At 48.8% G+C, this 19418-nt stretch carries 21 protein-coding genes; 3 read left to right on the forward strand and 18 right to left on the reverse strand.

The features are described 5' to 3' along the window. Positions 1–137 precede the first annotated feature (137 nt). The gene (locus KW93_RS14920; RefSeq protein ID WP_033543840.1) at positions 138–1124 is read right to left on the reverse strand and encodes an NAD(P)/FAD-dependent oxidoreductase; all 987 of its coding nucleotides are present in this window, start codon (positions 1122–1124) and stop codon (positions 138–140) included. A gap of 181 nt (positions 1125–1305) precedes the next feature. Here KW93_RS14920 and KW93_RS14925 point away from each other — a divergent pair, with 181 nt between their 5' ends. After that, complete coding sequence (locus KW93_RS14925) at positions 1306–2097, forward strand: SDR family oxidoreductase (RefSeq protein WP_033543841.1); 792 nt, start codon at positions 1306–1308, stop codon at positions 2095–2097. A 76-nt stretch (positions 2098–2173) separates the two neighbouring features. Continuing rightward, a complete protein-coding gene (locus KW93_RS14930) occupies positions 2174–2617 on the forward strand; it encodes a peptidylprolyl isomerase (protein WP_033543842.1) in 444 nt (147 codons plus the stop codon). Positions 2618–2670: 53 nt separating this feature from the next. Here KW93_RS14930 and KW93_RS14935 read toward each other — a convergent pair whose 3' ends face one another. The 11 genes from KW93_RS14935 to KW93_RS14985 all read right to left on the reverse strand — a co-directional run bounded on the left by KW93_RS14935 (position 2671) and on the right by KW93_RS14985 (position 10644). Next, a complete protein-coding gene (locus tag KW93_RS14935) occupies positions 2671–3399 on the reverse strand; it encodes an amino acid ABC transporter ATP-binding protein (protein ID WP_033543843.1) in 729 nt (242 codons plus the stop codon). Beyond that, on the reverse strand, positions 3396–4040 hold the full coding sequence (locus KW93_RS14940) for an amino acid ABC transporter permease (protein ID WP_033543844.1): 645 nt from the start codon (positions 4038–4040) through the stop codon (positions 3396–3398). The genes KW93_RS14935 and KW93_RS14940 overlap by 4 nt, the downstream gene beginning before the upstream one ends. Before the next feature lie 57 nt (positions 4041–4097). Continuing rightward, the gene (locus KW93_RS14945; protein WP_033543845.1) at positions 4098–4892 is read right to left on the reverse strand and encodes a transporter substrate-binding domain-containing protein; all 795 of its coding nucleotides are present in this window, start codon (positions 4890–4892) and stop codon (positions 4098–4100) included. 89 nt (positions 4893–4981) lie between these two features. Then, entirely contained in the window at positions 4982–6070 is a 1089-nt protein-coding gene (locus KW93_RS14950) for an AI-2E family transporter (RefSeq protein WP_033543846.1), read from the reverse strand. Positions 6071–6158: 88 nt separating this feature from the next. Continuing rightward, entirely contained in the window at positions 6159–6440 is a 282-nt protein-coding gene (locus KW93_RS14955) for a hypothetical protein (protein ID WP_033543847.1), read from the reverse strand. 97 nt (positions 6441–6537) lie between these two features. Beyond that, on the reverse strand, positions 6538–7053 hold the full coding sequence (locus KW93_RS14960) for an isoprenylcysteine carboxyl methyltransferase family protein (RefSeq protein WP_033543848.1): 516 nt from the start codon (positions 7051–7053) through the stop codon (positions 6538–6540). Continuing rightward, complete coding sequence (locus KW93_RS14965) at positions 7050–8120, reverse strand: type III polyketide synthase (RefSeq protein WP_033543849.1); 1071 nt, start codon at positions 8118–8120, stop codon at positions 7050–7052. The genes KW93_RS14960 and KW93_RS14965 overlap by 4 nt, the downstream gene beginning before the upstream one ends. A gap of 75 nt (positions 8121–8195) precedes the next feature. After that, a complete protein-coding gene (locus tag KW93_RS14970; protein ID WP_081987036.1) occupies positions 8196–8729 on the reverse strand; it encodes a general stress protein in 534 nt (177 codons plus the stop codon). A gap of 61 nt (positions 8730–8790) precedes the next feature. After that, positions 8791–9486 carry a type 1 glutamine amidotransferase domain-containing protein gene (locus KW93_RS14975; protein ID WP_033543850.1) on the reverse strand — a complete coding sequence of 232 codons (696 nt, stop codon included), beginning with the start codon at positions 9484–9486 and terminating at the stop codon, positions 8791–8793. 136 nt (positions 9487–9622) lie between these two features. Further along, positions 9623–10069 carry a YaiI/YqxD family protein gene (locus KW93_RS14980; RefSeq protein ID WP_033543851.1) on the reverse strand — a complete coding sequence of 149 codons (447 nt, stop codon included), beginning with the start codon at positions 10067–10069 and terminating at the stop codon, positions 9623–9625. Then, complete coding sequence (locus KW93_RS14985) at positions 10069–10644, reverse strand: DUF1836 domain-containing protein (RefSeq protein WP_033543852.1); 576 nt, start codon at positions 10642–10644, stop codon at positions 10069–10071. The genes KW93_RS14980 and KW93_RS14985 overlap by 1 nt, the downstream gene beginning before the upstream one ends. A gap of 142 nt (positions 10645–10786) precedes the next feature. Here KW93_RS14985 and trhA point away from each other — a divergent pair, with 142 nt between their 5' ends. Next, entirely contained in the window at positions 10787–11434 is a 648-nt protein-coding gene (gene trhA / locus KW93_RS14990) for a PAQR family membrane homeostasis protein TrhA (protein ID WP_033543853.1), read from the forward strand. Positions 11435–11507: 73 nt separating this feature from the next. Here the strand turns inward: trhA and KW93_RS14995 are convergent, their stop codons facing one another. The 6 genes from KW93_RS14995 to KW93_RS15020 form a co-directional block, all read right to left on the reverse strand. Beyond that, positions 11508–12341 carry an STAS domain-containing protein gene (locus KW93_RS14995; RefSeq protein WP_033543854.1) on the reverse strand — a complete coding sequence of 278 codons (834 nt, stop codon included), beginning with the start codon at positions 12339–12341 and terminating at the stop codon, positions 11508–11510. Between the two features lie 291 nt (positions 12342–12632). After that, positions 12633–13901 (reverse strand): acetyl-CoA hydrolase/transferase family protein, encoded by a 1269-nt coding sequence (locus tag KW93_RS15000; RefSeq protein ID WP_033543859.1) that lies wholly within the window; start codon positions 13899–13901, stop codon positions 12633–12635. Between the two features lie 115 nt (positions 13902–14016). Next, on the reverse strand, positions 14017–14232 hold the full coding sequence (locus tag KW93_RS15005) for a hypothetical protein (RefSeq protein WP_033543855.1): 216 nt from the start codon (positions 14230–14232) through the stop codon (positions 14017–14019). Further along, on the reverse strand, positions 14225–14902 hold the full coding sequence (locus tag KW93_RS15010) for a hypothetical protein (RefSeq protein ID WP_052131654.1): 678 nt from the start codon (positions 14900–14902) through the stop codon (positions 14225–14227). The genes KW93_RS15005 and KW93_RS15010 overlap by 8 nt, the downstream gene beginning before the upstream one ends. Before the next feature lie 81 nt (positions 14903–14983). Further along, complete coding sequence (locus tag KW93_RS15015; protein WP_033543856.1) at positions 14984–18076, reverse strand: AAA family ATPase; 3093 nt, start codon at positions 18074–18076, stop codon at positions 14984–14986. After that, a complete protein-coding gene (locus tag KW93_RS15020; RefSeq protein ID WP_033543857.1) occupies positions 18073–19239 on the reverse strand; it encodes an exonuclease SbcCD subunit D in 1167 nt (388 codons plus the stop codon). The genes KW93_RS15015 and KW93_RS15020 overlap by 4 nt, the downstream gene beginning before the upstream one ends. Positions 19240–19418 lie beyond the last annotated feature (179 nt).

Below are 19418 nucleotides of genomic sequence, written 5' to 3' on the forward strand. Positions count from 1 at the left end.
GATCGGCAAAACTAGTTTTATGATCGGCAAACGGCCGTTTATGATCGGCAAAAAATTCCCCATTTATCTGGCAATAAAAACTCGACAAACTCCATATAAAAAAAGCATTTCCGCTGTCGTCAGCGGAAATGCTTTTCTTATTTGAATACGCTTGTGCTGTGCAATGGCTGCACTTTCGATTTCGGATCAAGATACGCTTTTGCGTTATTGATGGCAGTCGGCGCTTCGCCGAACCCTACTGCAATCAGCTTCACTTTACCTTCATAAGTGGCAACATCCCCGGCTGCATAGATGCCTTCGATACTCGTCTCCATTTTTGAATTGACGACGATAGAACTTTTCTCCATCTCGAGGCCCCAGTCTTTCAAAGGCCCAAGCGAAGTGACATTTCCGTAGTTGACAATGACATGATCGACTTCAAGACGTTCTTCATTTCCTTCTTTATCAATCAATACCAATTCACGGATTTCACCGTTCTCCCCGACCAATTCCTTAATGCCATATGGTTTTTTTACATCAACGCTTGACGCCATCATTGTATCCACATTGGCTTCGTGCGCTGTCATTTTTTCACGGCGGTGGCTCAGTGTAACGTGGGAGGCCACGTTCTCAAGCATCATCGCCCAGTCAACCGCGGAGTCTCCCCCGCCCAGCACGACAACTTTCTTGCCACTGAACATCGTCAGATCTTTGACTCCGTAATGCAGTGTCTTACCTTCAAATTCTTCAGATCCTTCAACTGCAATCTTCCGCGGCTGGAAAGCTCCGACACCTGCAGTCAATAAAATCGTTCTTGAATAATGTTCGCCTTTATCGGTACGGATCACAAAATGGTCACCGTGGCGTTCTGCCGCTGATACCGTTTCTTCGAGGCAAATTGTCGGATCGGCGTAGTTAGCCTGTTCCGTCAAATTGTCCACAAGATCTTTCGCCAGCACTTTGGGGAATCCGCCGACATCGTAAATATATTTATCAGGATAAAGCTCTGTCAGCTGTCCGCCAAGCTGAGGCAGGCTGTCCAAAATCTTTACCTTCATTTTTCGCATACCGCCGTAAAAGGAAGCAAACAAGCCTGTTGGCCCGCCGCCGATGATCGTAATATCATAAATTTCGCGTTCTTCCATTTAAAACACTCCCATTAGTCTCAATATTTATATCCTATCATATTTTAGCCTATTTCACGCCATTGGACTAATGACGGAACTTGGGATAAGAAAATTCAGAATTCCGGCACTTTTTGACTGCAATATAGCCGGACTTTCGGTAAACTGGAACTTGCAGACATTTAGAAAGGGTGAAGATTGGATGGATTTGGGGTTAAAAGATAAAGTTGTAGCCGTAATGGCATCAAGCAAAGGGCTGGGAAAAGCATCAGCTCTCGAATTTGCGAAAGAAGGAGCGATCGTTTTCATTTCAAGCCGCAGTGAAGATAAATTGGAGCATACGGCTGAAGAAATCAGAAAGCAGTCACAGAATGACCAGGTTTTCTATAAATCATGTGACATGACGAACGAACAGGATATTGCGGATTTCTTTTCGTTTGTCATCGAAAAAGCCGGCCGCATTGATGTTCTGGTCAATAATACCGGCGGACCGAAAGCCGGCGGATTTGGCGGCGTGACTGATGAAGACTGGTACAAAGCTTTCGATCAGAACCTGTTAAGCTATATCCGCACGTCACGTGCAGTGCTTCCTTATATGAAAGAACAGCAATTCGGACGCATCATTAATGTTTCATCTTCTTCAACCAAAGAAGTGCTGGACGGGTTGATCCTATCGAACACATTCCGTGCGGGGATGGTCGGTTTCGCGAAAACACTGGCTCGTGAAGTGGCGGGCGATAATATCATGGTCAATACAGTCGGACCGGGTAAGATTTCGACAGACCGCGTCGCTGAACTAAATCAGATTGCTGCGGACAAACAGAACCTGACGCTGGAACAAGTTGTTGAAAATACTGAAAAGCAGATCCCTAGAGGCCGCATGGGGCAGCCTGAGGAATTCGCGAAAATCGTCGTCTTCCTCGCTTCTTCGGCCAACTCTTATCTGACCGGCCAATCCCTTGTGGTCGACGGCGGCTTGCTGAAAGCACTGTAAGCCGGCAAATCATTATACACAGACCATCAAAATCGCTATACTTGAGAATGAACAAACCGAAAAGGAGATGTTTTAAATGGCAAAAAAAGGCCACATCCACATGGAAAACGGCGAAATCATCAATTTCGAACTTTTTCCAAATGAAGCACCAAACACAGTAGCAAACTTTGAGGAACTGGCAAACTCCGGTTTCTATAACGATGTAACTTTCCACCGCGTCATCCCTGGCTTCGTAAGCCAAGGCGGCGACCCGACCGGCACTGGCGCAGGCGGCAGCGGCAAAACAATCAAATGTGAAACGGACAACAACCCGCATAAGCACCAGGCAGGCAGCCTGTCTATGGCACATGCAGGAAAAGACACGGGCTCAAGCCAATTCTTTATCGTTCACGAACCACAGCCGCATCTTGACGGCGTGCACACAGTTTTCGGCAAAGTCGATAAAGCTGGCGTGGAAGTCGCGCGCGCAATGAAAAACGGCGACAAAATGACGAAAGTTCATGTGTTTGACGAAGAGTAGAAATTTAATGTAAAAATCCGTACCGGAAATCTTCCGGTACGGATTTTTTCTATTTACAGGACTTTACTCAAGAACGCTTTCGTCCGCTCATGCTGCGGATTGCCGAATAATTCCTTTGGAATGTTTTCTTCGACAATATAGCCACCGTCTATAAACAGGACGCGGTCGCCCATTTCAGCAGCAAAGCCCATTTCGTGCGTGACAACCACCATTGTCATGCCTTCCCGGGCAAGATCCTTCATAACATCAAGCACATCGCCGACCATTTCAGGGTCAAGTGCGGATGTCGGTTCGTCAAACAACATGATTTTCGGATCCATCGCAAGAGCCCGCGCAATGGCGACACGCTGTTTTTGTCCGCCCGACAGTTCGCCCGGATAAGCCTTCGCTTTCTCACGCAAACCTACCTTATCAAGTAATTCATACGCTTTTTTTTCGGCAGCAGCCTTATCCAGACCTTTCAGCTTCATCGGTGCCAGGGTCACGTTCTGCATCACGGTTTTATGCGGAAACAGATTGAACTGCTGGAACACCATGCCGACGTCCTGCCGGATTTTATTGATATCATTTTTTGGATCTGTAATATCCGTCCCATCAATATAAACATGGCCGCCTGAAATTTCTTCCAATCGGTTCAGGCAGCGGAGGAATGTACTTTTCCCCGAACCGGAAGGGCCGATTACACAAATCACTTCTTTTTCTTCCACTACCGTACTCATATCTTTTAAAACTTCCAGGTCGCCGAATGATTTCTTCAGGTTTTCAACTCTGATCATGGTCATCGCAATACAAACTTCCTTTCTATAAAGTTTGCCAGCATCGACAGCAGGTAAATGACGATGAAGTAGATTACACCCAGGATTAAGTAAATATTAAACGCATCGAACGTCTGGCTGGCTTGGATCTTTCCTTCCTGCGTCAAATCCGCAACGCCGATAACCGACAACAGCGATGTATCTTTCAATGAAATGATTGCCTGGTTGGTGATGGTCGGAAGCATTCTCCGGAAAGCCTGCGGCAAAATAATATAACGCATGTTCTGGGTGGAATTCAGGCCCAGTGAACGAGCCGCTTCCGTCTGGCCTTTATCGATCGACTGGATCCCTGCACGGATAATTTCAGAGAAATATGCCCCTGCGTTGATTGCCACGGTTACTATGCCGGCCGTGGTATTGCTCATTGAAAAAAAGTCCAGTGAATTCAGACCGAAATAAATGAAGAACAGCTGGACGATAAATGGTGTTCCCCTGATGGCATCGACGAAAATTTTGGCAATCCAGTTTAATATCTTGAACGGTGAAAGCCGGAAGAGCGCAACAATTAGGCCGATGATAAAGCCGATAATGATGGCAATGACGAATATGTAAAGCGTGACCTGCAAACCTTCCATTAAATACGGCAAGGCATTTATAATGTTATCCATTCTCACGTCTCCTTTAAGGAAAAATGCAGCGCGCATCAGCGCGCTGCATCCTTTTTCTTATTCTGCGATGTACTTGTTCAAGATTTCATCGTATTCTCCGCTGTCGCGCAATTCCTGCAAACCAGCGTTGATTTTTTCAAGCAAATCAGCGTTTTCACCTTTTAATACAGCAATTCCGTATTCATCACCGGTTAAACGATCGCCGACTATTTTCAAATCCAAATTACTTTCGGCAATTGCATAAGCGATAACCGGGTAATCTTCAAACAGGACGTCTGCGTTTCCATTGGCAACTTCCTGGAACATCGCCGGGCTGTCATCCAGCTGAGTGATTTCATAGCCATGTTTATCCTGATGTTCACGGGCAAATTCTGCTCCTGTTGTTCCGCTCTTCACGACAACGGTTTTTCCATCCAGGTCCTCCAATGAGGAGATGTCCGTATTATCTTCAGCAACAACAAGAGAAATTCCGGCTTCGAAATAAGGATCAGAGAAATCCACAATTTCTTTGCGTTCTTCTGTAATACTCATACCGGCAATCGCCACATCCAACTGGCCAGCCTGCATAGCAGGGATAATCCCACCGAAATCCATGGCATTGAATTCAATATCAAAACCCTGATTTTCGGCAATAGCGGTAATCAGGTCAATATCAATCCCCGTATATTCGCCGTCCACTTCAAATTCGAAAGGCGGGTACGTTGTATCAATTCCTACTGTATATGTTTCCCCTTCCCCTCCGCCTTCACTGCCGCTTCCTTCTCCACCTGAATTCGACCCTTCGTCGGACCCACAAGCTGCGATAAACAGCATCAATGCTAAGAGCATTGCAATAAAACTGAATTTTTTCATGCCATTTCCCCCTCTTTCTGAAATAAGTACATGTCTAATATATCACAATTTATTTAAACTTAATAAAATAATCGGAATTAAGCGAATAATCATTTCATGTTTTCGGCCACTTCCCGTTTCCTCCGCAGCCTCATGAACAGCCTGAAATTATGGACAAGTGTTTTCACCACCGCGTATAGCGGGATCGCTATCAGAAGTCCGATAAATCCATACAGCGCCGCGGAAACCATCAATAACAGGATAATGGTCAGCGGATGGATATTCAGCCGGTTGCCCATGATATTTGGCGTAATGAGATTACCCTCCAATTGCTGGACGACGATCAAAACAAGCACAACTTTTATTGCCATAAGCGGTTCACCGTTAACGAGCGCCACGAACATCGCCGGAATAATACCGAGGATGGGACCAAGAAACGGGATGATGATAAGAAACATTGCGAATATCGCGAGAGTCAGCGCGTAATCCAGCCCGATGATCCGGTAGCCGATAAACATCAGCACACCCACCGTCAACGCGACCAGCGCCTGGCCGATAATGTAAGTCGCCAGCGTCGCATCCATGTCTTTCAGCAGTTTCCGGCCTTCCGGCTTCCGCTCTTCCGAAAGATATTTTGTAATATGCGGAATCAGTTTTTCGTCATCTTTGAGTAAAAAGAAAAGGATGAATGGCACTACGACGATGACGACTGCAATATTCACAATCATGGACAAAACGCCTATGACATTATCAAGCAGACCATCGGAAGCGGTTTCGACAGCCGACAAAGCCCTGGATCGTATCTCCGCTCCCTGAATACCCATGAACTCAAAACCGTCCACCGCCGTGGCGGATTCCTCAGTCACTTCTTCCACTTTCTCGGGTGCCAGTTCCAGAAAACTCTGCACCTGCTCCTGTACCGTAGGCCCGAACAGATAGGTACCGCCCGAAAGGACGATGGCAATCAAAGTAAAAACGATGGCGATACCGGCAACTTTTGGGACCCGGCGGCTCAGGAGATTTACAAATGGACGCAGTAGATAATAGAAAAGGCCTGCTATCAATAAGGGTGCAAAAAGAGTTGCGATGATGACTTTGAACGGCCATAGTGCGTAATCGATTTTTCCCAGGAAAAACAGAAAAATCACTATCAAAATTGCCCCTGTGGCATATTCAAAAAACGGCTTTCTGATCCACAAATGGCATCTCTCCCCTCAAATAAATAAAAGCGTCAAAAAGAGCGAAAGCAAGTCTTGTCTTCGCTTTCGCTCCGAAATAATTCGATTCTTAGTTGTCTTCTTCCAATTTTTCCATTTCACGGTGCGTCTGCGGGAAAGCATTCGCCTGCCATTCATCTCGGTATGCTGAATCCAGTTGTGTCAGGCCTTTTTCAGCCGAATCGACATCTGCTTCCACACTTTCTTTCTCATCGACTTCTGTGCTGTTGCGCATGTCTGTATCTTCAGCGACTTTCGGATTATTTTTTTGCTGATAGGCTTTAAAGACAAAAATTCCTGCCGCTGCCGCCAATGCGCTGCCCACGACTGTGTTCATTGTTGATTTCTTCATCGAATCCCTCCAAATAGAAACTTGATTTCTCTTCATATAAGTCTGTATACCCTTAATGTGCAATTCTAACTAGTAAAAATGAAAATTTTAATTTTCCTTAATTTTCCAATTGACGCAGCGCTTCTTCTTCTGCCGGGATACGGACAAGCAGCAGCAGGAGCGCATTGGCAACCGTAAACACAAGCGCAGTGCGCCAGGCGCCGAAAATCAGCGGCAATGAAAAGATTTCGAGTGCCACGACGACGTAATTGGGATGCGGGATCCAGCGATACGGTCCTTTCCTCACTTTTTCCGCTCCCGGCAGCACGAGGATTTTAGTGTTCCAGAATTGGCCCAGTGAGGCCAGTGCCCATACCCGCAAAATCTGTGCTGTGATGAAAATGACCAGGAACAGCCACCAGAAGCTGTTGCCGAAGAGGTCAAAATAGAGCACTTCAATGAGCAGCGCAATAAAGAACAGTACATGAAGCAGCACAATCCATTTATAATGCGCGGCGCCCGATTCGACCGCTCCCTGCTGCTTCATGCGCTTTTCATTGGACTTCGCATACAGCATTTCCGCCAGCCGCTGCACGATGACGAAAATAAAAACAACAGCAAAAAAAGGGGTCATCCGCTCTTTTCCCTCCATTCCAGCCACAGCATTTCTGAACTGAAACCGGGGCCAAGTGCCGTCAGCAATCCCTGTTCCCCCGCATTCGGCTGCTGCTCCATAAATTCCTTCAGCACATAGAGTACAGTCGGCGAAGACATATTGCCGAAATCCCTCAGCACATTTCTCGGATTTTCCGTTTTCCCGGTTCCGATCGACAAGGATTTTTCATAGGCGGACAATACTTTTTTACCGCCCGGATGCGCGATGAAATGCTCGATATCTTCTGGTTTTCGGTCCAGTTTTTCCAGAAACTGATCCAGATTCGGCTTCAGCCAGCTTTCAATGATCTTCGGGATATCACGCGAGAAAACGACATGCAGCCCTTCATCTTTCACATCCCAGCCCATGACGTCTTCGGATTCCGGCATTAAAGTCGATTGGGTATCATGGATAAAGAATCCTGCATCGTCGCCGGCAGCCCTTTCGCCGGTGACGAGCGCGCAGGCCGAGCCGTCTGCGAACAGGGAAGTGCCGATCAGATTGCTCTTGGTAAGGTCCGACCGCTGAAATGTCAGGCTGCACAACTCGAGACACAGCACCAGCACTTTGGCATCGGGATAAGCGCGGCAATAATCATGTGCACGGCTGAGTCCTGCGGCACCCCCTGCACATCCGAGCCCCCAGATCGGCAGGCGCTTGATATGGGCAGGCATCTTCAGGTTATTCATGATGCGCGCATCTATCGTCGGCGTTGCCATGCCTGAACTCGACACAAAGATGAAGGCGTCCACTTCTTCTTTTGCGGTTCCTGATTCCTCCAGGCAGCGCTCGACTGCCCGGCTGCCCATGCGCACGGCTTCTTCTATATAAAGGCGGTTCTTTTCTTCCAGCCCCCGCTCTTTTTCAAACCATTCCAGCGGCGCCGCAAAATAGCGCCCTTCAATCTGGCCGTTGCCGAAAACACGCAGCAGCCGCTCGATATCACTGAAATGGTCTCCGAATAAATTCCGGACAACCTGAACAATTTCTTTTTGATCGACATGATACGGTGCATTTTCTGTTACCACTTTCCGAATTATGGACATCGCATATACTCCTTTTCCGAATTTGAGTCCATAAAAAGCCATCCTTCATATGCAGGATGGCTTTCCAGGCTGGCTTTATAAACGGTCCCTGTCAGTTCGTCTGCCAAGTGCTTCGTCAATCCCGTCTCTTCTGTGTTCAGCATGACTTCCTGTCACTCGATTGCCGGATTCCCGGTGTTTCTGTTCCAACAGCACCAGAATTTTTCCTTCATTGAAGTGAGTTTCGTACTCTTTCGCCTCTTTTTCGGGAATCCCCATTCCGATCAAAGCACCCGCAAGTCCGCCGATTCCGGCTCCCGCAGCTGCACCGGTCAAACCGGCCACAATCGGTCCAGCCGCGACAATCGGTCCGATTCCCGGAATCGCCAAAGCGCCAAGACCGGCCAGCACACCGCCGAGACCACCTAATGCCCCGCCCGTCAATGCGCCGGCCGCTGCACCTTCCCCGGCATGGGTGCCGGTTTTTTCCGTCACCGTCTCAACTTCTTCCTTGCTTTTGCTGAGTACCGAAATATCATCAGTCGAATAGCCCTGGCGTTTCAAATCTTCGATCGCATCGATTGCCTCGTTTTCATTACTGTAAGAGCCTACAACAATTCTTTCCGTCATCGTCAACTTCCTCCTCTTGAACAACTAATTATTGGTAATAAACTACCCTATTCAAAACCCCTTAAACTTCCCTTGCCGCCGGAAGCTGATCCAGCAGTTTCAGGGCCACCCCTTTTGCGGATGCCGGATTCTGCCCCGTGATCAAACGGCCGGACTGAACGGTGCAGGCGGCCATCGGCACAGAAGCTCTCTTAAAAAGGCCGCCCCGTTCTTTCAGCACCTGTTCGAGAGAAAACGGAATGTGCCTATACATGCCCATCGTTTTTTCTTCCATATCTGAAAAGCCGGTTACTACATGCCCCGCAATCAGCAATCGCCCATTCGACAGCCGGACGTTCTGCAAACCGCTCGGTCCGTGGCACACTGCCGTCACATAACCGCCCTGTTCATAAATTTGCTGCGTCAGCGCCTGCAGTTCTTCATTGTCCGGAAAATCCATCATCGTCCCGTGGCCGCCGGTGAAGTAGATCGCTGCATAGTCTTCGGCAGTTACCTGCGCCGGCACCAGGGGCTTCTTCAGCTGCACCATAAAATCATCATCCATATAATAATCCCGTGTCTGTTTATGGACCACCGCTGCGACCAGGCTCCGTGGATCGATTGGAACCCGTTCAGCGGAAGTGCTGATGATATCAATGGCATACCGGTCCTTCACTTCATGATAAAAATCCGTCAATTCCCGGAGCCATAAACCCGTCTTTTTGCCCTTTTTCCCAAGCCTCGAACTGTTCGTCACGACAACCAGTATTTTCTCCATGCCAATCCCCTTTCACATAAATCCGCTTTTTTTACTTTATTCCCTTTTGAAAAAAGTTTACTCCTGACACCAAAGTTCTCAGCCAATAAAAAACGCAAAAACGACAGGACAGCCCTCTCAAGGCTGTCTCTGTCGTTTATGTAAGCAAATTATTTCTGATCAGTTCTTCAAGGTTCATCCTGAATTTTTCATTGTCTTCCGGCTTCCGTTTCTTCGGACCTTTTATCCGCCCTCCGCCTTGCCGGATTTTTTTCGCAACATGACGGCCCTGAAGCAGCTGGTCAATATTTTCTTCGGAATAAACCCGCCCGTTCTGATCGATCGGATATCCCTGTTTCGCCAAAACCATCGCAGCCAGGCCATAATCCTGCGTCACAACGATATCCCCTTTTTTCACCCGGTTGACCAGCACAAAATCAACCGCGTCCGGCCCTTTTGAAACAGTGATCGTTTCGGCACCTTCCCGGTACATCTCGTGGGAGGTGTCGCAAATCAGGATCACGTCCAATTGAAACCTGCGGGCAGCGGCAATGGTCTGGTCCACCACCGGACAGCCGTCTGCGTCAATCAACACTTTTGCCATCAGCCCTCATTCCCTTCCGCCAATTCATCAACCAGGATTTCGGCTGCTCTTCTGTACAGATTGCTCATGTGGACAAGGGATGCAATCAGCAGCACTTTTTCAATCTCCTGCCTGTCTTCCCCGAATTCCGCCGATGCGGTCGCCGCTCTTTTTACCTGCTGCTCCAGATTCTCCGTGAACAGCGCTTCATCCTGTCGCTGAACTTCCAGATAACATGCGTAAAATTCCGTGAGATCCAGGTTGTGCCGGGCCGCCTTGTCATTGATGTCAGCCAGCACTTTTTTCACATCGTTGATCGACAGAGCACTTTTCATCTCGTAAATCAGTCTGATTAACATGACATGGTTGCGGGAATATTTCTTACTGGTCACGGGATAAAATAACTTTGCTTTGGCGTAATTATTGATCATTGTTTTTGTAAGGATCTTGTCATCGGGCTTTCTTTTCGTGTCAGAAAAGCCGTTCTCGAATAATTGAATGACCTGATCGACATATAAATCGATTTTCGGAATCTCTTCAACCGGTATTTGCTTATCCAAAGCCAAACGGCTGATTATTTCCTGAGCATCTGCCATTCTGTAACTCCCCCTCAATAGAACTGCTGCTTTGATTTGATTTTATCCTATGATTGCAAGTTAGCCAAGCTTGACTGCAAAATATAATACGTATATTATATTAAGTAGTTTCAATAACTACATAACGTTAGGAGCCTTTATTATGCAACTATACTTCAGAGAACCGTTCAACGCCATATCCCATCTTGTGGGAGCCGTCCTGTCGATTGCCGCTCTTTTCGCAATGGTTTTTAAAGCGGTCGACGAGAACCTGCCAACCATGCAGATCGTGTCGGTGATCATTTTCGGGACCAGTTTAATCTGCCTGTACACCGCTTCGACCGTCTATCATTCGGCCAAAAGAAAACCCGAGACCATCGCATTCCTCAGAAAACTGGACCATTCGATGATTTTCCTGCTGATTGCCGGATCCTACGCCCCGTTTTGTCTGATTGCGCTCGGCGGCACACTGGGCTGGACCCTATTCATCCTGGTGGCGGCTTTCGGAATCAGCGGCATCCTGTTTAAAATGGTCTGGTTCCATTCACCGCGCTGGCTTTCCACCGCCATCTACATCATCATGGGGTGGATCATCGTGTTCGCGGTCGTCCCGCTTTCGGAAAGCCTTTCCGCAGCGGGTCTTGGCCTGCTTATCGCCGGTGGAATTATGTACACAGTGGGCGGCATCATCTACGGACTGAAGCCCGGCTTCCTGTCCTTTAAATATGCCGGTTTCCACGAGATTTTCCATATCTTCATCCTGCTCGGCAGCCTGTGCCATTTTCTTGCGGTATATTTTTATGTGCTGTGAAAACAATCTTATGAAATAAAACAAAAAACCAGCCGCCTGTTTTTACAGCGCGACTGGTTTTATTTCATTGTCATTAAGCCTGTTCCAGGGCCCGCATCAAATTGGCGTGGACTTTGATGCCTTTGAAATCGATACCCAGCGTGATGGCGGTCTGCGCGATTTCCGGCCGGATGCCGGACAGCACCGATTCGACGCCGATGATTTTCAGGGACGCCATGACCTGGAAAATCTGCTGCGCCACCATGGTATCGATGATGGCGACGGCTGACAGATCGATGTAAAGCGTATCCAGCTGCTGGTTCACGCTTTGTTCGAGTGCTGTTTCCAGGATAAGTTTCGCCCGGTGAGTGTCGATATCCCCCACAAGCGGCAGGATGCCGACGCCTTTTTTGATCGGTATGACCGGGCTGCTCAGCTCATTGATCATCTGCTGCTGGCTTTGAAGAATTCGCTGGTCGGCTTCATAGTGGCGGATTGCGAACCGTTCGATTATATAATCGAACGAATTGTTCAGGACTTCGGCCCATTCCAGCGCGTCGTTCCGGTCCGCCTCCGAATGCTCAACGAAGAAATCCCGTATATATCCCCAGTAAATTCCGCGGAAAAGGCGAATCTGCGCAATCACTTCATGCAGAGGAACTGCCTGGCGCGCACGCGCTGCAGCAACAGTTTCCACCCAATTTTCCATGGCCTCCGAACATTCTTCTTCTTCTTTGCTGACAAAAACCGGTGTCATCGCTTCGATGAAGGCGGTATTCTGCTTCCTCAATTGCTCTTCAATCAGCGGACTGACATTTTTGGAATACATGGAGCCGTCCGCTTTTTTGCGGCTCGCGAGCCATTTTTCCGTTATCTTCTCTTTATTGCCGATGATGTAATCGTATAATTCAGCTGATTTATGTCCCATGAAAAGCAAAACTCCTTCGACTGTATGCTTTCTTCCCAGTATAATGCATATTCCTTCTTTAACAAATATTATTTTATGCCTGCACAGCCTTCGAACCGGCTGCTTTGGAACTGATCCCTTTATAATAATAGCTTGAATTCCCAGTTATTTGGATATGCTGTCCGGATTGGATACAATACTATCCGCATTCTGTAAATACTATCCGAAAATGAAAACTACTATCCGGAATTATTTTCGTTCAAAAAAATCCCGGAAACAGCAGCGCTGTCCCCGGGTCAGGCAAAACGTATTTTAAATAATAACCCCATTCTTTTTCGCATCAAAAAGCAACTCTTCCCGGAAATTCGGATGCGCGATGCTGATCAGGCGTTTCGCGCGTTCGGAAATGGATACGCCGTGCAAACGGGCAATCCCGTATTCCGTCACAATATTATCCACGTCATTTTTGCCGGTCGTAACGACGGAACCCGGTGTCAAATTGAGTTTGATGCGCGACAGCGTGTCGCCTTTTGCAGTCGAAGCCATGCAGATATAGCCCTTGCCGTTTTCCGCAAAGCGCACGCCTCTCGCGAAGTCCACCTGGCCGCCGCTCGAGGAATAATATTTGCCGCCCACTGTTTCGGACGCGCACTGGCCGAACAGGTCCACTTCCGTCGTGGCATTGATGGACACAATATTCTTTTCCTTGGCGATTTCCCGCGGATCATTGACCGTGCTGACCGGCAGGAATTCGACGACCGGATTATTATCAATAAAATCATAAAGCTTCTTCGAACCGAATGCGAACGTTGCGATAACCTTACCGCGGTTCGTGAATTTTCGCGTGCCATCAACTGCGCCAGCTTTGATCAGGTCCACTACTCCGTCCGGCAACATTTCCGTATGGATACCGAGATGGCGATGGTCTTTCAGCATGCTGATGACCGCATTCGGCACCGACCCGATGCCGATCTGCAGCGTGTCGCCGTTCTGGATGTCTTCAATAATCGACGATGCAATCAGCAAATCCTTGTCGCCGACCGCCCCGACTTTTTCTTCGGCAAGCGGGGCATGATGCTCGACGAATCCCGCGATTTGGCTGATGTGAATCTGGTTATGGCCGTAAGTTCTCGGCATGTTTTCATTGACTTCAAGGATGAACGGCACTTCTCCAACAAACTCGGCTATGTAATCAGCCTGCGTGCCAAACGTGAAATAGCCGTGTTCATCCATCGGCGAAGCGACGGTCATGATCATCGACATTTTCGTGGTTTTCTTCAGCATCCTCGGGACTTCATGGAAATTATTCGGCACCAATTCCATTTTCGCCTGCTGATAGACTTTCCGCGTTGCGCCGCTGAGGAAATAAGACACGTGCTTTAATTGCGCCAGCTCACCTTTGATGTAATTGCGTTCACGCAGTGCCAGCATCTGGTGGATTTTTACATCTTCCAGCCGCTCCGCATTTTCTTCCAACAGATCCAGCAAATGGACCGGTTCACCGTTGGCAATCGGTATGATGATATCCGCGCCTTTATCGATCAATCCCAGCAATTCTTCAGGATTCAATTTCTTTGTCATTTTCTTCACTCCCGCTTTACAGATATCAATCACTTTATCATATATATTGCCTCCTCCCGTATTTGCAAACTTCACGAGAAATTCGCGCTTTTCTGCAAAATAAAAAAAGCGCAGACTATTGTCCGCGCCTCTTCTTATTTTTGCTCATTGTATAAAAGATGCCGCCCAAGCCGAACGCCACCATGATGCCCCATAAAACAAGCAGGACATAGGAGCCGGTTCCGACATCATTGTTTATGACGGCGTAAAGCTGCAGGAGGAAAAACAAGAGACTGAAAAATCCGATCAACCCAAAATACAATAATCTTGATCTGTAGCTGAATTTATTCATCTTCACGACCTCTTTCCGTTGTTAAACGCCTGTTCTCCAAATGAATTTTCGTCCATACGAGCGAAGTCAGCAGGATGAGTTCGAAAATATTCGTCACAGCTGCGCTCTCAACTGGAATCGTTACGCCGCTGCCGATGCCCATGATAACGGAGCCGACGAACATCCACGCCCAGCCGGCCTTTTTCCAGACAATCGCACCTGCAATCAGCAGCGCAGCGGATACCAGCAGGATCATCAGCGGCGGACCGGATGCTTCTTCAACGGCCGAATATTTCAGCACGCCGTATTCCCTGACCGGCTCCAGGACTGTGCCCCAGGTCACCTGCCAGATTTCGATGATGATGAGAAGAATGAATGCGGCAATCGCCCCGTACAGGACTCCTTTTTTCTGTGCCCATCTCACCCCAGCGGCACGGAGGGCTCCAAGCGAAAACAGCACGAGTGCCGGCGTCAGGAACGCATGAATCCAGAATCGCAGAGCATTGAGGTTTTCGAGCAGCGGCCCTTCGCCGACGAATTTGCCGAGCGCAATAATGCCGTTGTCATAAACCAGGCCGAACAGCACCAGATAAACGGTTGCCATGAGCGTCCATCTTTCCTGCCTGATAAACGCCCAGACAATCAAACCAATATATGCAGCTGTCAGAAGAAAGAACAAAACCAAATCCATCCAATCACCTTCCGGAAATTACCTGTTACTCTATAAGTTCACTTTCCGGCAGGGTTTTAAACGTTCAGGGGATAAAGCACCCTATTTTATATGGAAGCTCGTTTTACTGAATCCTTCCTTCGACTTCCTCACTTCCAGAATCGCCGGTATCGCTGCCTTCAATTCCTGGACATGCGAGATGACGCCGATCATGCGTCCTGAGCGCTGCAGGTCAATCAGCGTTTCAATCGACTTACTCAAAGATTCTTCATCCAGTGAGCCGAAGCCCTCGTCGATGAACATCGTGTCGATCGAGACATTACCCTGGAAACTCTGGATGACGTCGGCCATGCCGAGCGCCAGGCACAGCGAAGCATTGAATTTCTCGCCGCCGGACATGGTTTTGACATCGCGCGTCTGGCCGGTGTAGGAATCGTAGACATCAAGCCCAAGTCCGCTTTGCTTGCCTCTCGCTTCCTGACGGTCACTGCGGATCAGATAGAACTGGCCATTCGACAGATGCCGCAGCCGCTCGTTCGCTGCCTGGATAATCTGTTCAAGGTATTCAATCTGCAAATAACGCTCAAAGGAAATTTTCAGGCTGTTGTGCCCGCGGATCATGTCGTGAAGATCTGCCACCCGGCTCAATTGCGCTTCAGCTTCAGCCGCTCCTTCCACTGCCTGTGAAATCTGGACAATCAAAGCTTCGCCTTTCGCGCAGCAGTCTTTTGAATGGTTCAAGCGTGCCAGCGCCTGTTCATACTCCACTTTCATCCCTTCAATTTCCGTTTCCGTCCGGGACAGGTCTTCATTTTTCCGGCCGGCCAGCAGTTCAGCCAACTCGCTGATCTGCTGCTGAAGCGTGTGACGGTCCTGGTGGAACCGGTTGATCTGCTGCTTCGTTTCTTCCAGTTCACTGTCCCGCATTTTCGCCCGCTGATACGCGTCTTCGCTTTCGAATTCCGATTTCTCCAGCGCCTGCTTGAATTCCGATTCCGCTTTTTGGCGTTTGGCGGTCATTTCCTCGGCAGCCGTTTTCGAATGCTGCAGGGACATGGCAGCAGATGCCAGCCGTTCTTTCGCTTTCTGGAGTTGCTCCTGTACCGCGTTCCAGACTTTTTCCATGTCGTCTTTAGCGGCAACTGCCTGTTCGATTTCTTTTTCCAGAACCGCGAGTGAACGCAGCGCTTCCGGAATCGACGCCAGTTTTTCCGTCAGCACAGCCTGCGCGGATTCGAAAGCGGATTTTTTATCATTCATTTCCGCCAGCAGGAGCGAACGGTTCTGCCCCAATTTTTCTGTTTCCTCCATTAAAGCCGCAAGCTTAGCCCTCAATTCGCGAAATTCCGCTTTCTTGCTTTGCAGCAGCTGGATATCTTCTTTCAATTGCTTCTTCAATTGCTCGAGAGCGGCAACTTCCTGTTCGGCACTGCCTGCTTCAATTCCCTGTTCCTCTGCTTCCGCCTGTTTGCGGCTCCACTGCTCTTCCAGTGACACAAGACGTGCAGCGGCATTCCGGTACTGGCCGTCAAGCACGTCCAGACGGGATTTCTCCTGATCCAGCTGTTCTTTTGAAACGGCCGCTTCGCCCGCTCCCTGCTGCTTCATCGGATGTTCATGGCTGCCGCATACCGGACACGCTTCGCCGTCCTGCAATTGCCCCGCCAGCATATGCGCCTGATCGGCAAACCAGCTCTTTTCAATTTCTTTATATTCCGCCAGAGCCCCGCTGTAAGCCGTTTCTTTCTGCATGGCTTCTTTTTTCTGGACAGCCAGCTCCTTCTCCATCGCCAGCAATTCCCCGGCAATGCGCAATCGGCCTTCTGCCACCCGCAGATCCTCAGGCTTGCTGTCGAATGCTTCCACCTGATTCTCCAGTTCCCCGACTTTTGCAGCAATCGTTTTTTGCTGTTCTTTTTTGGCAGCCAACTCTTTTTCTTTCATATGACTGCGCTGTTCCGCTTCTTTTGCAGCTCTGTCCAGAACTGCCAATTCTTTTTCTTTGGCGGCCAGTTCCTGCACCTGCGGCAGCAATTGCTGAAGGCGAAGCACATGATCCTGCGCCGCCGTCCGTTCGGTGCTGCGCCCCTGTTCTGCCAGGAACTTTTCTTCCGCTTGTGCCTTCGTCTGCACAGCCTGTCCTTCTTCTTCCACAGCCCGCTTCAGCAGTTCATGTTTATCGGTTTCATTCCTCTGAAGTTCACGGTAGAGATTTTCGATATTGGCAATAAATCCTGCACGTTCGGCCTGCTGTACTGCTTTTTCTTTCCCGGCGATTCCCGGCAGCTGTTCCGTCAAAGCATTGAAACGCTGTTCTTTTTCCAGTTTTTCATCAAAGCGGCCATTCCATTTTTTCGCTTCGTGGTAATTATCCAAATGAACCTGATGTTTTTTATACAGCGTTTCATATTGAGTAAGATCATCACTGATTTTGTCTTTATAGAAAGCCGTCTCCAGTTCAAGGGCCGACAGGATCTGGTGGATGTTGTGCTGTTCCCTGCCAAGCACTTCGAACAATTCGGATTCCCGCTCCGGCAGTGCAGAAACAATATTCCGGAGATGGCCGTTCAGCACCTGCGCTTCCAGCATGTAAGCTTCTTTCGCCGCGTCGCGTTTTTGCTTCAGCCGTTCGCTGATCATTTTATACGGCTCTGTCTTAAAAATGCGGCGGAGGATTTCTTCTTTATTGTCCGTTTCAGACGTCAGCAGTTTCCGGAATTCCCCCTGCGGCAGCATGACAATCTGGCTGAACTGATTTTGCGTCAGCCCCAGGATCTCTTCGACGCGCTGATTGATTTCCGACACGATCTGCCGCTCGACACAAGGCTTTTCGCCTTCTTCATGAATTTCAAAGAATTCATAGCGTTCGCCGGTCGGGCTTTTATTGCCTTTTTTCACATGTGGCATCTGCCGAAGAATCCGGTACTTCTGATTATGTATCTCGAATTCCATCTCGACACAGGTGTGGATCCCGTCATCCGCGAAATCACTGCGCAGGCTGCGCGTTTCGCTGCGATCCGAACCGCTGGCCGCACCGTACAATGCAAATGAGATGCCGTCGAAAATCGTCGTCTTGCCTGAACCTGTGCTGCCGGAAATGACAAACAGCCGATTTTGCTGAAGATCGTTGAAATTGATTTCTTCCGTTTCCTTATAAGGTCCAAATGCCGTCAGCTTCAGTTTAAGCGGTCTCATGCCTTCACCTCTTCCTTTTCAGCAGGCTCTTCCTGCAGGAACTCCTGCAGCACTTCTTCAAAAATCTCCGCCGTTTCTTTGGACGCTTTCTCGCCTTTCACTTCTTCGTAAAACGAATGGAATAAAGACAAGGCATCCATTTCACGCCGCGACTGGCCGTTTTCTCCGGCAGCTTCCCGGATGAAATTTTTCCGTTCCACATGCATCGCGTTCGGATAGACGGAACGGACTTTTTCCATTGGAAACAGCACAGGCGACTCGTCCAGCAGCGTCACAAAGACAAAATCCTCACTGATTTCATGGCGCAGAATTTCATCGATTGTTCCTTCCACCCGGCGCATATTACGGCGCGGATGAAGCGATCTTTTTTCGATTTCCACTCCGCCGTCAGCGTCCATTTCAATCACAAGAAAGCCTTTTTGATGATGTTCTTCCGAAATGGAATATTTCAGCGGCGATCCTGCATAACGAATGGTTTCATTTCTTACAAAATGGGCTTTGTGCAAATGCCCGAGCGCGCTGTAATGGAATCCTTCGAGGTGTGCGGCACTTACATGTTCCGCTCCTCCAATCGCCAGCGGACGCTCGGAATCGCTCGTGTTTTCTTCCTGTTCGCCGTGTGAGGTCAAGAATGCGTGGCCCACAAAAACATGGCGTGCTTCCGGATTCCACATCGCTTTAATGTTAGCGGTAATCGCCTGGAGCGCATCATTATGGGTGCGGATAGCCGGATCATCGAACAGGTAGCGCACCATCGAAGGGTCCGTATACGGCACCAGATGGAAGTGGACTTCACCGTGTGCGTCATTCAGTACAACCGGCTGATGGTTCCTCTGCACGTGACCCGCAATATGGATCCCTTTGTCTTTCATCAGGCGGCTGCCGAAATTCAGGCGTCCGGGGCTGTCATGGTTGCCTGCAACTGCCAGCACCGGCGTCTTCAGTTCGAGCACGATTTCAGCGAGCAGTTCATCAAGCAGGTTGACCGCATCTGTCGGCGGCACCGCGCGGTCATATAAATCTCCCGCAATGATCACCGCATCCGGCTTTTCCTCTTTGATCGCATCTATAAATTGCTGCAGCGCGAAACGCTGTTCTTCTGTCATGTAAATCCCCTGGATGAGCTTCCCTAAGTGCCAGTCGGCCGTATGAAAAATTTTCATGGTTTTGCTCCCCTCTTCTTCTTAAAAGAATATATGTTCGTTCCATTATACACGATTCTGTTTAGTTGTTTTAGAGGGTAATTTGTTATATAATGAGAACAAATGTTCCGTACAAAAAGATGTAACGCTTCGGTGCTTTGGACCAAGTGCCCACAATAAGCCGAGAAGACCACTCGTCT

This window comes from Planococcus sp. CAU13, from assembly GCF_000775575.1.
Lineage (GTDB): Bacteria > Bacillota > Bacilli > Bacillales_A > Planococcaceae > Planococcus.

What these genes read in the sequence shown, in the direction of transcription:
- KW93_RS15015 (WP_033543856.1), bottom strand. Translation starts at nt 18,076, where the DNA reads ATGAGACCGCTTAAACTGAAGCTGACGGCATTTGGACCTTATAAGGAA.
- KW93_RS14960 (WP_033543848.1), bottom strand. Translation starts at nt 7,053, where the DNA reads ATGACCCCTTTTTTTGCTGTTGTTTTTATTTTCGTCATCGTGCAGCGG.
- KW93_RS14975 (WP_033543850.1), bottom strand. Translation starts at nt 9,486, where the DNA reads ATGGAGAAAATACTGGTTGTCGTGACGAACAGTTCGAGGCTTGGGAAA.
- KW93_RS14930 (WP_033543842.1), top strand. Translation starts at nt 2,174, where the DNA reads ATGGCAAAAAAAGGCCACATCCACATGGAAAACGGCGAAATCATCAAT.
- KW93_RS14965 (WP_033543849.1), bottom strand. Translation starts at nt 8,120, where the DNA reads ATGTCCATAATTCGGAAAGTGGTAACAGAAAATGCACCGTATCATGTC.
- KW93_RS14985 (WP_033543852.1), bottom strand. Translation starts at nt 10,644, where the DNA reads ATGGCAGATGCTCAGGAAATAATCAGCCGTTTGGCTTTGGATAAGCAA.
- KW93_RS14935 (WP_033543843.1), bottom strand. Translation starts at nt 3,399, where the DNA reads ATGACCATGATCAGAGTTGAAAACCTGAAGAAATCATTCGGCGACCTG.
- KW93_RS14995 (WP_033543854.1), bottom strand. Translation starts at nt 12,341, where the DNA reads ATGGGACATAAATCAGCTGAATTATACGATTACATCATCGGCAATAAA.
- KW93_RS15000 (WP_033543859.1), bottom strand. Translation starts at nt 13,901, where the DNA reads ATGACAAAGAAATTGAATCCTGAAGAATTGCTGGGATTGATCGATAAA.
- KW93_RS14945 (WP_033543845.1), bottom strand. Translation starts at nt 4,892, where the DNA reads ATGAAAAAATTCAGTTTTATTGCAATGCTCTTAGCATTGATGCTGTTT.
- KW93_RS15005 (WP_033543855.1), bottom strand. Translation starts at nt 14,232, where the DNA reads ATGAATAAATTCAGCTACAGATCAAGATTATTGTATTTTGGGTTGATC.
- KW93_RS14955 (WP_033543847.1), bottom strand. Translation starts at nt 6,440, where the DNA reads ATGAAGAAATCAACAATGAACACAGTCGTGGGCAGCGCATTGGCGGCA.
- KW93_RS15010 (WP_052131654.1), bottom strand. Translation starts at nt 14,902, where the DNA reads ATGGATTTGGTTTTGTTCTTTCTTCTGACAGCTGCATATATTGGTTTG.
- KW93_RS14920 (WP_033543840.1), bottom strand. Translation starts at nt 1,124, where the DNA reads ATGGAAGAACGCGAAATTTATGATATTACGATCATCGGCGGCGGGCCA.
- KW93_RS14970 (WP_081987036.1), bottom strand. Translation starts at nt 8,729, where the DNA reads ATGACGGAAAGAATTGTTGTAGGCTCTTACAGTAATGAAAACGAGGCA.
- KW93_RS14940 (WP_033543844.1), bottom strand. Translation starts at nt 4,040, where the DNA reads ATGGATAACATTATAAATGCCTTGCCGTATTTAATGGAAGGTTTGCAG.
- trhA (WP_033543853.1), top strand. Translation starts at nt 10,787, where the DNA reads ATGCAACTATACTTCAGAGAACCGTTCAACGCCATATCCCATCTTGTG.
- KW93_RS14980 (WP_033543851.1), bottom strand. Translation starts at nt 10,069, where the DNA reads ATGGCAAAAGTGTTGATTGACGCAGACGGCTGTCCGGTGGTGGACCAG.
- KW93_RS15020 (WP_033543857.1), bottom strand. Translation starts at nt 19,239, where the DNA reads ATGAAAATTTTTCATACGGCCGACTGGCACTTAGGGAAGCTCATCCAG.
- KW93_RS14925 (WP_033543841.1), top strand. Translation starts at nt 1,306, where the DNA reads ATGGATTTGGGGTTAAAAGATAAAGTTGTAGCCGTAATGGCATCAAGC.